We start from the raw sequence: 12,761 nt of genomic DNA on the forward strand, positions 1-12,761 counted from the left end.
GTGCCCTCGTTCCCGCTGAAGCCCGCAGCAGCCACTTCCGCGGCAGGTCCCGGCCTGCTCGCCGCCGCGGCCGCCGTCGGGCTTGCCCTTGCCGTCCACACGATGGTCCCGGTCCTGCCGTCGATGACGCTGGCCGTGGTGCTGGGACTCCTCGCCGCGAACCTGCCGGGCGTCTCCGTCTGGACTGCGGACGCAGGACGGCCGGGACTGGACTTCGCCGGCAAACACCTCATGCGCGCCGGGATCGTGGTCCTTGGCCTGAAGGTAAGCATCGTGGATGTGCTGGGGCTGGGCTGGGCTGCCCTGCTCCTGATCACCGGCGTGGTGCTGGCCGCCTTTGCGGGAACCTACGGCATCAGCCGGCTGTTCCGGCTCCCGCCGCAGGTATCCCTGCTGATCGCCACCGGTTTTTCGATCTGCGGGGCCTCCGCCATCGGAGCCATGGCCGCGGTCCGCCGGATCCGGCAGGAGGACACCGTCCTCCCGGTGGCCCTCGTGACCCTGTGCGGCACGCTCGCCATCGGCGGGCTGCCCCTGCTGATGCGGCCCCTGGGGCTCGGCCCGGAAGAGTTCGGGGCCTGGGCCGGGGCCTCGGTGCACGACGTCGGCCAGGTAGTCGCCACCGCGCAGACCGCCGGGACGGCGGCGCTGGCAGTCGCCGTCGTCGTCAAACTGACCCGGGTGATCCTGCTCGCGCCCATGGTCGCCGCCGCGGGTCTGCTCCACCGCTCTGGCGCCGCTGTCACTACCGCGGGCGGCGCGGGCGGGAGGCGTCCCCCGATCGTCCCGCTCTTTGTGCTCGGCTTCGTTGCGCTGGCGGCTGTGCGGTCCACGGGCTGGCTCTCCCCCGGTGTCCTCGAAGCGGCCGCGGTGCTGCAGGACCTGCTGCTGGGAATGGCGCTCTTCGGCCTCGGCTCCGCGGTCCGGGCGGGCCAACTCCTGCACACCGGCGCGCGGGGGCTGCTGGCCGCGCTGGCATCCTGGCTGCTGATTGCCGGGCTGGGGCTGGGCGCCGCGCTCCTTATGCTCCGGCAGGGTTGAGCCGCCCGTCGGGTGAGCCGGGACACAGCATGCGTGATTAGATAGCGGGGTGTCGAACCAGAACCTGCGCCGCGATGAAGCCGCGGCCCGCTCAGCCCTGATCACCACCCACAGCTACGATGTGACCCTAGACGTCCGGCAGGCAGTCGATGTGAACGTCGCAGGCTACCCCAGCCGGAGCGTGATCAATTTTTCCGCCGGCGAGGGCTCCGCCACCTTCCTGGACTTCATCGGCAGCGACGTGCACAGTGTGTTCCTCAACGGCGCGGATCTTCCCGTCGCCGACGTCGTGGACGGCTCCCGGATCCGCCTCGACAACCTCCGGGCCGAGAACCAGGTCACCGTGAACGGCACCGCGCTCTTCAGCACCTCCGGCGAAGGCATGCACCGCTTCTTCGACCCGGCCGACGGCCACTGCTACCTCTACACCCAGTACGAGCCCGCCGACGCCCGCCGGGTCTTCGCGAACTTCGAACAGCCCGATCTCAAGGCCGAATTCACCTTCCATGTGATGGCCCCCGCGGAATGGCAGGTGGCCTCCAACGGCGTCGAAACCCGGCGCACCCCGCTGACGTCCGACCCCGCCACGAGCCGCTGGGACTTCGCCCCGACCAAGGCGATGTCCACCTACATCACCACGGTGCTGGCCGGCCCTTACTTTAAGGCCGAGGACGCCTGGCGCAAAACGCTCGACGACGGAACCGGCCTGGACGTTCCGCTGGCCTTGTACTGCCGCGCCTCGATGGCACCCTCCTTTGACGCCGCGGCGCTCTTCACGCTCACCAAGAACGGCCTGGACTTTTTCAACGACCTCTTCGACTTCCCGTATCCGTGGGGCAAATACGACCAGGCGTTTGTGCCTGAGTACAACCTCGGTGCGATGGAAAACCCCGGGCTGGTGACGTTCACCGACAGCTACGTGTTCGCCTCCCGGGCCGCCGATTCGCAGTACCAGGCCCGCGCCAACACCCTGCTCCACGAGATGGCGCACATGTGGTTCGGCGACCTCGTCACGATGCAGTGGTGGGACGATCTATGGCTCAAGGAATCCTTCGCCGACTACATGGGCACCCTCGGCGTCGACCGGACCACCGGCTGGTCCACTGCCTGGGTGAACTTCGCCAGCAACCGCAAGGCCTGGGCCTACATGCAGGACCAGCTGCCCACCACACACCCCATCGTCGCCGACATCCCGGACCTTGAGGCGGCCAAGCAGAACTTCGACGGGATCACCTACGCCAAGGGTGCCTCGGTGCTCAAGCAACTCGTTGCCTTCGTGGGCTTCGAGGCGTTCATTGCCGGCTCCCGGCAGTACTTCAAGGACCATGCCTACGGCAACACCACCCTGGCTGAACTGTTGGCCGCGCTGGGCGCCGCCTCCGGCCGCGACCTCGGGGAGTGGGCACGCCAGTGGCTGCAGACCGCCGGCATCTCGACCCTCTCCAGCGAGATCGAGGAGAATGACGGCGTGCTGGGCACCGTGACACTGTTGCAGGACGCGGAGGACCCCATCACCGGCCGGCAGGAACCCCGCCCGCACCGGCTGCGCATCGGCCTCTACGAAACGGACGACGCCGGCGCCCTGGTCCGCACCGACAGCATCGAGGCCAACGTCAGCGGCGCCCGCACCCTGGTGGCGGAACTGTCCGGCAAGGCGCGCCCGGCCCTGCTGCTGGTGAACGACGAGGACCTCAGCTACGCGAAGGTGCGGCTGGATCCCTATTCGGAAGCCACTGTGCGGAGCTCCCTGGATAGACTCGGCGACCCAATGGCCCGTGCCCTATGCTGGACTGCCCTGTGGGATTCGGCCCGCGACGCCGTCACGCCGGCGTCCCTCTACGTGAGCGCCGCGCAGCGCTTCGGCCCCGCAGAAACCGGCATCGGCGTGCTGCTCAATGTGCTTGGCAATGCCGCCACGGCGATCGAACGCTACGTGCCCAGGGCCCGGCGGGCCGAGGTCCGGCACGGATTCCTGACCGTCGCGGCCACCGAACTCCGGCGGGCCGAACCGGGCTCGGACCAGCAGCTGGCGTGGGCACGCACGCTGGCTGCCACGAGCCGTTTCGACGCCGGTTACCTCGACCAGGTCCGCGGCATCCTGGACGGCAGCACGGTCATTGACGGCCTGTCCGTCGATGCCGAACTGCGCTGGAACCTGTGGCACGCGCTGGCCGCCAACGGCCAGGCCACCCCGGAGCAGCTGGATGGGGAGCTGGCACGGGACAACACCGCCGCAGGCAAGTCCGGCCACGCCACCGCCCTCGCGGCCCGCCCCGAACCGGACGTCAAAGAAGCGGCCTGGCAGGAAGCCGTGCACGGCGCCGCGCTCTCCAACCAGCTGCTCAGCGCCACCATTGCCGGTTTCACCACCGCCCCGGCGTCGCTGCTTGGCGGTTTCATCGACCGGTATTTCGAGTGCCTGGAGGAGGTCTGGGCCGGGCGCAGCATTGAGATTGCCAGTCGGATCGTCCGCGGCCTCTACCCGGCCGGGCAGGATCTGGACGGGCACGGTGCCGACCCGGATACACACGCGGTGATCGCCCGGACCGACAATTGGCTGGCCGAACACCCGGAAGCGCCGCGGGCGCTGCGCCGCATCATCATTGAACAGCGCAGCCACCTGCACCGTGCCCTCAAGTCACAGGCGCTGACTGCCAACCCCCCATCGACTGCTCCGTAACCGCCCTATTGGCGGCTCAAAACGGCAGTTACGGAGCAATGGACGGGGTTGTGGGGCGTTTTATGGCACGCGGTGCAACCATTCCGTTGTGCCGAACTTGGTGTCCACCCGATCCTGTGCGGTAGCCAGTTCGGCGTCGGTGAGCTCCGAGGCCGTCGCGGCGTAGCGTTCGGTGAAGACCTCCAACATGGCGGCTACGATTTCGCCGCGGGCCAGCCCGGTCTGGCGGCGCAGCGGATCCACCCGCTTCTTAGCGCTTGTGGTGCCCTTGTCGGAGAGTTTCTCCTTGCCGATCCGCAGCACCTCGACCATTTTGTCGGCGTCGATGTCATAGCTCATCGTGACGTGGTGGACCATGCCGCCGTTGGCGAGCCGCTTCTGCGCGGCGCCGCCGATCTTGCCCTGTTCCGTGGCAATGTCGTTAAGCGGGACGTAGAAGGCGCTGATCCCCAATTTCCTGAGGGCAGCCATGACCCAGGCATCGAGGAAGCCGTAGGAGTCCGCGAAGCTGATGCCGTCAACGAGGGTCTGCGGCAGGTACAGCGAATAGGTGATGCAGTTGCCGGCCTCCATGAACATCGCGCCGCCGCCGCTGATCCGGCGGACCACGCTGATGCCGTGCCGGGCCACGCCGTCGGGATTGACTTCGTTGCGGACCGACTGGAAACTGCCGATCACCACGGAGGGTTCCTGCCAGTCCCAGAAGCGCAGGGTCGGGTTCCGCCGGCCGGCGCCGACCTCTTCCGCGAGCACTTCGTCCAGGGCGACGTTGACGTGGGTGGGCAGTACCGAGGGAGCGATGACGTTCCAGTGGTGGTCGGCCCAGCCCGTGGCCTTCGCGAGGGCACGCCGGACGGTGACGGCCACGGCGTCCGCGGAGAAGCCGAACAGGACCGCGTCCGCGGGCAGGGCCGCGGTCACGGCGGCAGCGATGTCCGCGGCGCCGACGTCCGCCGGGAGGCCGGTAAGGGCCCCGTTGATCGCCAGCAGCGCCTCGTCCGGCTCGAGGAAGAAGTCGCCGCTGAGCGAGACACTGGCCAGGACGCCGCCGACGACGTCGAAGTCGGCCACCACGAGTTTGCCGCCGGGGACCTTGTACTCCCCGTGGCGGCGGCCGCCGTCGTCGTCGCTGCCGGATGGGGTGACGAGGGGAAGGGATGTCATGTCCTCAATCCTGCCATGGCTGTGCGGCGAGGGGCCCGGACGGCGAGGGGACCGGACGCAAAAAGCCCGCACCGGTGACGGTGCGGGCTTTTCCAAAAGACCTTGGGGAGAAGAAGTTACTTCTTGCCGCCGAAGCCCTTGAAGCGAGCGTTGAAGCGCTCGACGCGGCCTGCAGAGTCCATGATGCGCTGCTTGCCCGTGTAGAACGGGTGGGACTCGGAGGAGATTTCGACGTCAATAACCGGGTAGGTGTTTCCGTCTTCCCACTCGATGGTCTTCTTGGAAGACACGGTGGAGTTGGTCAGGAACTTAACGCCGGAAGCCAGGTCGTTGAAAACAACAGCTTCGTACTTCGGGTGAATATCAGACTTCATAATTGGGCCTTTGTTCGCACAACTGGATTTTGCCAGTTGCCAGGTATGAATGGGATGGCCGGCGGAATGAACCGGACGGCCAGCTATCAATCATAGCGGAAAGCCGGGGCCCCTGCCGCCCGTGGAATCCCGCGGTTTAGTCCAGTCTGCAGGCCGGACCTCAGTACCGATTCAGTGATGTGGACGTAGTTCCCAGAACGCCACGGCGGACGCCGCCGCAACGTTGAGCGAGTCCACGCCGGCGCGCATGGGGATTTTCACGGTGAGGTCGACGGCGGCGAGGGTTCCTGCACTCATCCCGGCACCCTCGGTGCCGAGCACCAGGGCCAGCTTCTCCGGTTTCCGGGCGGCCAGATCATCGAGGTCCACGGCGTCGCCGGTGAGCTCCAGGGCGGCCACGGTGAAGCCGTGCTCCTTCAACACCCGCAGATCCCCCGGCCAGTCGTCCAGCCGCGCCCAGGGCACCTGGAACACGGTGCCCATGCTGACCCGGACGCTGCGGCGGTACAAGGGGTCCCCGCAGCGCGGCGAAACGAGGACGGCGTCCAAGCCCAGCGCCGCGGCGGAGCGGAAGATTGCGCCCACGTTGGTGTGGTCCACAATGTCCTCCAGCACGGCGACCCGGCGCGCCCCGGCGAGCAGCGCGGGCAGCGGAACGGGTTCCGGGCGGTGCATGGCGGCCATCGCGCCGCGGTGCAGATGGAACCCGGTGATGTCCTCAAGGAGCGCGGCGGTGCCGATGTAGGCCGGCACCTCCGGATACTGCTCAAAGATGTCCCCAAGGTCCTCGAGCCATTTTTCGGCCAGGAAGAAGGAGCGCGGCCGGTGTCCTGCCGCCAGCGCACGGCGCAGGACGCGGGAGGATTCCGCGATATACATACCCTCGGCCGGTTCCCGCAGCTTGCGCAGGTGCACATCAGTCAGCCGGGTGTAGTCGGAAACCCGCGGGTCGTCGGCGGATTCGAGGTGGTGGAAGGTCACTGGCGGGCCATTTCAGCGGAAGGTTGCAAGCGGAAGATCATACAGGGGTTGCAAGCGGAGGTTTCTACAGAAACTTTCTACGGAAGACGGGAACGGACTATTCGAACAGCTTGGCGATCATAAAGCCCAGCGCGGTGAGGCCCAGGCAGAAGATGACCCCGCGCAGGACCACCGGGGAGAGCTTCCGCCCCACCTTGGAGCCGATCACGCCGCCGATCAGGGAGCTCACGGCGATCAGCCCGACGACGGTCCAGTTGATCCGGTCGAAGGCGAACAGCAGGTAGGAGGCCGCCGCGACCACGTTCACGCCGAGGACCAGAAAGTTTTTCATCGCGTTGGCGTTCTGGATGGTCCCGGTCATGAACACCCCGAGGATACCGACCAGCAGGATGCCCTGCGCGGCCACGAAGTACCCGCCATAGACGCCGGCCAGGTAGACCAGGCCCACGAGGATGACGCCGTGGCTCCGGTCGCGGATGGCGTGTTGGGGGTTCTGTTCCCGGTTCCGGACCCACTGCTGGAGCTTGGGCTGGAACACGACCATCAGCAGTGCCAGGACGATCAGCGCAGGGGCGGCGTAGTGGAAGACCGTCTCCGGCAGGTGCAGCAGCAGGTAGGCGCCCGTGATGCCGCCCAGCAGGGAGGCAGGCAGCAGCTTCAGGAGCTGCCTGCCACGGCCGGCAACTTCCTTGCGGTAGCCCCAGGCCCCGGCCGCGTTGCCGGCCACGAGGCCCATCGCGTTGCTGATGGACGCCGTGACGGGCGCGAAGCCGAGGGCGATCAGGACCGGGAAGGTCACCAGGGTGCCGGACCCGACAACGCTGTTGATGGTTCCGGCCCACAGCCCGGCGAAGAAGATGAAGACGCTGCTGAGGAGCTCCACGCGCTGTCCGCGGCCCGGTCAGCGGCGGGCGGTGGCGGTGTAACGCCCGGCGGTGACGCTGACGTCCAGCGGCAGCCCGAAGGTCCGGCTCAGGTTTTCGGCAGTCAGGACCCCCGCGAGCGGACCCTGGGCGATGACGCCGCCGTCGCGCATCAGCATTGCGTGGGTGAATCCGGGCGGGACCTCTTCGAGGTGGTGGGTGACCAGGACAATGGCGGGGGCATCTTCATCGCGGGCGAGCTCGCCAAGCCGGTGGACGAGGTCCTCGCGGCCGCCGAGGTCGAGGCCGGCGGCCGGTTCGTCGAGGAGCAGCAGTTCCGGGTCCGTCATGAGGGCGCGGGCGATCTGGACGCGTTTGCGTTCCCCCTCGGAGAGCGAGGCGAACGGCCGGTTGAGCAGCGGTCCCATACCCCATTCGTTCAGGAGGCCAAAGGCGCGGCGTTCGTCGTCCTTCTCGTAACCCTCGCGCCAGCGCCCGGTGACGCCATAGGCTGCGGTCACCACGACGTTGAGGACCGTCTCGTGTCCGGGGATCTGGTTGGCCAGGGCGGCCGAGGACAGGCCGATCCGCGGCCGGAGTTCAAACACGTCGACGGCGCCGAGGATTTCTTCCAGGATGCCGGCCATGCCGGACGTGGGGTGGATCCGGGCGGCGGCAACCTGCAGCAGCGTGGTCTTGCCGGCGCCGTTGGGGCCCAGGATCACCCAACGCTCGCCTTCTTTGACCTGCCAGTCCACCTTGTCCAGGAGGGTTTTAGCCCCTCGTACAACGCTGACGGCGGCCATTTCAAGAACATCACTCATAGGAGTAGACACTAGGACAAAAGCGTGGACGACTGATAACCGGAACGCCACGGATTCAAGCCGCCCTCGGTGCGCTCGCTAGGATTGCAGCCATGACTTTGAACGTGACCGCGGTCAGCTACGGCTTGAAACTGTCCCAGCCCGAGGTGCGGCGTCTACGCGCCGCGCTGACCGCCGCCGGGGTGACGCTCGACGCCGGGACCCGCACCGGAAATGGCCGCTTTGAGGTATACACCGCTGGCGGAACGCTGGAGACCGGCCCCGCCGACGTCGACGGCGAATCGGCGCTGGCCGGGCTGCGCCGGGCGGTAACGGACAACGGCGTCGACGGCGTCGATACCGCCATCGTGCCGGCGGCCCTGCGCAACGCCCCGCGGAGATTCCTCCTCATGGACGTGGACTCGACACTGATCCAACAGGAGGTCATCGAGCTCCTGGCCGCCTACGCCGGCAAACGCGCGGAAGTCACCGCGGTGACGGAGGCCGCGATGCGCGGCGAACTGGACTTTGCCCAGAGCCTGCACGCCCGCGTAGCCGTCCTTGCCGGGCTGCCCGCCGACGTCGTCGTGTCCGTCCGCGCTGAAGTGACGCTGAGCCCGGGCGCGGCCGAGCTGGTGGCGGCCTTCCGGTCCGCGGGCCACGCGGTGGCCGTGGTGTCCGGCGGTTTTAACCAGGTCCTCGGGCCGATCGCCGAGGGCCTCGGCCTGGACTACTGGATCGCCAACGAACTTGAAATCGTCGACGGCGCCCTCACCGGACGGGTCCTCGGCGATGTGATCGACCGTGCGGCCAAGGCGAGGTACCTGCGCGAATGGGCCGCGAAAGAGGGCATCCCGATGGAGCACACGATTGCCGTGGGCGACGGCGCCAACGATCTTGACATGCTGGGCGCCGCCGGGATCGGCATCGCATTCAACGCCAAGCCGGCCGTCCGTGCCGCCGCTGACGCCGTGGTGAACCTGCCGTACCTCGACGCCGTCCGGCATATCGCCGGGGTCTGAGGCCGGGCTGACAAAGACGAAGGCCGGGGCGGTTTGCCTCGGCCTTCGTTGCGTTCCGCCTGCGTGGCGGGTGCCTAGTTGTTGCTCTTTCCAAAGTAGTCGGCTCCGCCGACATACTCGGTGTGGCCCGGCTCGACGTCGGCCGTGACCATCCTGGCGACCTCGGCGGCGAACTCCTCGACCGAGTAGAGCTTCCCGGCTTCAGCGCGGCGGGCCTCGATGGCGCCCGGGTTGGAGCGGTCCAGCAGGGTGGCAGTGACGGTGCCCTCGATCATGTCACCGGAGACGACGACGAGGGAGATTCCCTTCTCGGCCAGGTTCGGCACGAGTTCGCGAAGCGCATCCTCGCCGGCGCGCTTGCTGCGGGCCACCTGCTCGTACTCCGGCATCGTGGGAACGGTGGTGATGAAGTGGGCCTGGTGACTGGTGACGAAGACGACGCGGGAGCCCTCGGGCATCAGCAGCACAGCAGCATTGAGCAGGTTCACCTGGGCGTCACGGTTGAGCTTGAGCGCGTAGCCCTCCTCCATTCCGGATTCCATCCCGCCGGAAGCGTTGAGGACCAGGATGTCGAGTGAGCCGAAGTTCTCCATGGCGGCGCTGGCCAAGGCCTGGACGCCTTCCTGGCTGGTAAGGTCTGCGCCCACGGCGGCGGCGCGGCCGCCCGCGGCCTCGATTTCCGTCACCACCTTGTTGGCACGCGGTGCCTTCTGGCGGTAGTTGACCACGACGGCGGCGCCCTCGGCAGCGAGGATCTTGGCGACTTCGGCACCGATACCCCTCGATGAACCGGTCACAATTGCGGTCTTGTTGTCCAGCAGTCCCATACGAGCTCCTTTGTTCCAAACGTCCAAAAACGGTGGGTCTGCAGACCATCATGCCAGCGGCGCCCGGGTTTTCGATTGTTCGGGTTCCACAAAGAAGCCGTATGGGGCTAGTTCAGCCGACGGGGAGCCTTCCACCGGGGCGCCTTCCACCGGGGTGGCGGACTGGCTGCAGGGAGCCTACGGGAACGGCCGCCACGTCAGCTGTGGTCGATCCTGATCTTTTTTGCGGGAGCGTCCGGCGCGGTTACGGGAGCAGGTGCCCTCACTTCCAGGACGCCGTCCTTGTAGATGGCCGTAATGTCTTCTTCCCGGGCGCCCGGCGGCAACGCAATGCTGCGCGTGAACGAGCCGTAGCGGAACTCCGAGCGGTAGCCGGTCTTGCTCCTATCCTCCGTCTGCTCCGCGCGTTCTGCTCTGATGTGCAGCATGCCCTCACTGACAGAGACGTCCACGTCCCTGTCGGGGTCGATCCCCGGTACTTCGGCGCGCACCACCAGAGTGCTGCCGTCAACGAACTGTTCGACCTTGATGGACGGCGTCATCGTCAGGTCGCCGTCGAGGAAACGCTTGATCGGCTCCAACACGTCCGAAGGTACCCACTTGTTGAGTTCAGCCATGATTCTCCTCCTGGATCCATGCCCTGCCCTGATGCGGTCATGGGCTGTAGCACCATTGCACACCTCGGCAGCCCCTGCGCTAAGGGCAGAAAGTCCTATCCTGGCTGACACAGCGGGTACAGCGGGTACCGCGGCGCGACCGGCCAGCGCCGGTGGCTCCCGCCGTCGTCGTCGGCAGCGGGTAGACCTGGGCTGAGCGGCGGTCGACGACGGCGCAAAGGCTGGGCTGACGTCAACGAATGCGTCCCGGGGCGTTGGTCGGTGCCTGGATCACGCAGTAACGCAGCCGATGTGATCGTTGTTGTCGGTGCTCCCTGATGTAATTGAGGTATGGAAAGCAGGAGAGTGTGGAGTGCGGAGAGCAGGGCGGCGGTGGCGGATGTCGCGGCTTCCGCTGCCGTGCTGGCTGCTTTCATTGGCGCTGGCGCGGACCACGCTGATCCGTCCGGCGCGGATACCCTGCGTGGCGTTGATCCGTCCGGCGCCGATTCACTGCCGGGCGCCGACACCCTGGGTGACGGCGATCCGGTGCGGGATCTGGCCGATGATTGCCTGGACGCCCTCGCGGACGTGGCCCGGTTGGAGGCCCGGACCGCGGCGCTGAAGGTGCGGCTGGCCGCGGACTACGTCCAGGCCACCCTGTCCCTGGTACCCCCGGGAGCGTCCCCGCAGGAACGCACCATGCAGGAAATGGCGCTGACCGCCGAAGTCGCCTGTGTCCTGACTATCAGCGAACGAAGCTCCCGGGCGCTCCTGGCCGACTGCCAGGCCCTCACGACGGCACTGCCGCTGACCCTGGGAGCCCTGCAGGCCGGGACGATCTCCTGGGCCCACGCGAGGATCATCTGCGAGGAAACCAGCACCCTGGACCGGCACGGGGCGGCCGGGCTGGAAGCGCACTTCCTGGACCCCGGCGCGCCGAACCCCGCCCGCGGGGCCCCGCCCGGGGAGCTCGTGCCGTCCCGGTTCCGTGCCAAAGCCCGCACCTGGCGCGAACGCCACCACCCGGTCAGCATCGAGACCCGCCACAGCAACAGCGCTGCGGACCGGCGGGTCGAGTACCTCCCGGACCGGGACGGTATGGCCTGGCTCTCGGCCTACCTCCCGGCCGGCACCGCCGCAGGGATCTGGGACCGGACCACCGCCGCCGCCCGCGCCCTCCAAAACCCTGACGAGGCCCGGACCCTCGCCCAGCTCCGCGCCGACATCACCGCCACCTGGCTCCTCACCAACGGCACCACCTGCGGACCAGACGACAGCGGTGTTCCGTCCCCGCGGGCGCAGGTCCTGATCACCGTCCCGGTCCTGTCCCTCCTCGGCGTCACCGGGGAACCGGCCATGTTGGACGGGTACGGGCCGATCCCGCCGTCCATGGCCCGGCGCCTGATCGCCGAGGGCGCCGAGTCCTTCCACCGGGTCCTGACCGACCCCCGGGACGGTACGCCCCTGGAAATCGGGAGGACCAGCTACCGCCTCACCAAAGCCCAGCGTCAATGGCTCCGGCTCCGCGACGGCAGATGCCTCTTCCCGGGCTGTAACAACCACTCCCTGGACAACGACGCGGACCACCTCCTGGCCTGGGCCGACGAAGGCACCACCGGCATCTCCAACCTCGGACAAACCTGCCCCCGCCACCACCGCCTCAAACACAACACCGCCTGGACCCCTGCCGGGGCCGGCAAGGACAGCCCGCCAGGGTGGACCTCACCCACAAACAGGCACTACCCCAGCGAACACCAGGACTGGGAACCACCCCACTGGCCCGATTGGTCCCTCGCCGTGGCCGCGGCCATGACCACGGAAACAGACATGACCGCGACCATGGCCATGGACATGGACACACTCCCGGACCACAGCCTGCCCACAGAACCAGGCCGTCATCCCGACCCGCCTCCCACCGGGATCCCCGGCCAGGACCCGGACCCGAAACAGGCCCCGGACCCCGGCCCGGACCTGAAACAGCCCCCGGATCCTTTCCCGGACTGGCACTCATTCACGGCCGGACACCAGCTCCCAGCCGCTGGCACCGAGGTTCCATGCTGGCCAGACCCCGCCTCTGAAGCGGTCCCCGAGACATTCCTCTTACAAGGTGCCTGATTGTCACGGCGACTGATCGCGCAGATTCGAGCCGCTCTTTTGCTGACTGCAGCCCATCCACGTTGGTGGCCTGCAGGTACCAGGGCCTGTGTCCAAAGTGGGCCCTGACCTGATTGGCATGACGGAACCATGTTGCCGGCTATGGCCGTGACGGCTTCGCAGCGGAAGTGGATTGAATCATTGATGCCCGGTTCCGACAGGAGCCGGGGCCGGACTCGGCGACGGGGCCGTTCCAAGATCACCGTCGTCGGAGCCACAACAGGTCAATTGCGGGCGGGAGATCGTTGGCGTG

Annotated in this window: 11 protein-coding genes; 4 read left to right on the forward strand and 7 right to left on the reverse strand. The window is 67.7% G+C overall.

Features of this window, described 5'->3' with window-relative positions:
* Together RCH07_RS09935 and pepN are read left to right on the forward strand one after the other, a co-directional pair.
* On the forward strand, positions 1–1,041 hold the full coding sequence (locus tag RCH07_RS09935; protein WP_326967302.1) for a YeiH family protein: 1,041 nt from the start codon (positions 1–3) through the stop codon (positions 1,039–1,041).
* 49 nt (positions 1,042–1,090) lie between these two features.
* Entirely contained in the window at positions 1,091–3,721 is a 2,631-nt protein-coding gene (gene pepN, locus RCH07_RS09940; RefSeq protein WP_326967303.1) for an aminopeptidase N, read from the forward strand.
* A 60-nt stretch (positions 3,722–3,781) separates the two neighbouring features.
* Here pepN and RCH07_RS09945 read toward each other — a convergent pair whose 3' ends face one another.
* The 5 genes from RCH07_RS09945 to RCH07_RS09965 form a co-directional block, all read right to left on the reverse strand.
* Complete coding sequence (locus tag RCH07_RS09945; RefSeq protein WP_326967304.1) at positions 3,782–4,885, reverse strand: lipoate--protein ligase family protein; 1,104 nt, start codon at positions 4,883–4,885, stop codon at positions 3,782–3,784.
* A gap of 116 nt (positions 4,886–5,001) precedes the next feature.
* On the reverse strand, positions 5,002–5,259 hold the full coding sequence (locus tag RCH07_RS09950; RefSeq protein WP_326967305.1) for a type B 50S ribosomal protein L31: 258 nt from the start codon (positions 5,257–5,259) through the stop codon (positions 5,002–5,004).
* A gap of 171 nt (positions 5,260–5,430) precedes the next feature.
* A complete protein-coding gene (locus RCH07_RS09955) occupies positions 5,431–6,240 on the reverse strand; it encodes a TrmH family RNA methyltransferase (protein ID WP_326967306.1) in 810 nt (269 codons plus the stop codon).
* A 97-nt stretch (positions 6,241–6,337) separates the two neighbouring features.
* Complete coding sequence (locus RCH07_RS09960; RefSeq protein ID WP_326967307.1) at positions 6,338–7,123, reverse strand: sulfite exporter TauE/SafE family protein; 786 nt, start codon at positions 7,121–7,123, stop codon at positions 6,338–6,340.
* A gap of 18 nt (positions 7,124–7,141) precedes the next feature.
* A complete protein-coding gene (locus tag RCH07_RS09965; protein ID WP_326967308.1) occupies positions 7,142–7,927 on the reverse strand; it encodes an ABC transporter ATP-binding protein in 786 nt (261 codons plus the stop codon).
* Positions 7,928–8,019: 92 nt separating this feature from the next.
* On the opposite strand from RCH07_RS09965, the gene serB reads away from it, so the two are divergent.
* Entirely contained in the window at positions 8,020–8,928 is a 909-nt protein-coding gene (gene serB, locus RCH07_RS09970; RefSeq protein ID WP_326967309.1) for a phosphoserine phosphatase SerB, read from the forward strand.
* A 74-nt stretch (positions 8,929–9,002) separates the two neighbouring features.
* Here the strand turns inward: serB and RCH07_RS09975 are convergent, their stop codons facing one another.
* A complete protein-coding gene (locus RCH07_RS09975; RefSeq protein WP_326967310.1) occupies positions 9,003–9,755 on the reverse strand; it encodes an SDR family oxidoreductase in 753 nt (250 codons plus the stop codon).
* Positions 9,756–9,952: 197 nt separating this feature from the next.
* Positions 9,953–10,372: an Hsp20/alpha crystallin family protein gene (locus tag RCH07_RS09980; RefSeq protein WP_326967311.1), complete on the reverse strand. Its 420-nt coding sequence runs from the start codon at positions 10,370–10,372 to the stop codon at positions 9,953–9,955.
* A 330-nt stretch (positions 10,373–10,702) separates the two neighbouring features.
* Here RCH07_RS09980 and RCH07_RS09985 point away from each other — a divergent pair, with 330 nt between their 5' ends.
* Positions 10,703–12,469, forward strand: coding sequence for an HNH endonuclease signature motif containing protein (locus tag RCH07_RS09985; protein ID WP_326967312.1), 1,767 nt, complete (start codon positions 10,703–10,705; stop codon positions 12,467–12,469).
* Positions 12,470–12,761: the final 292 nt, after the last annotated feature.

Origin of the sequence: Arthrobacter sp. CG_A4 (assembly GCF_035985125.1) — a bacterium.
In the GTDB taxonomy this organism is placed as follows: domain Bacteria; phylum Actinomycetota; class Actinomycetes; order Actinomycetales; family Micrococcaceae; genus Arthrobacter.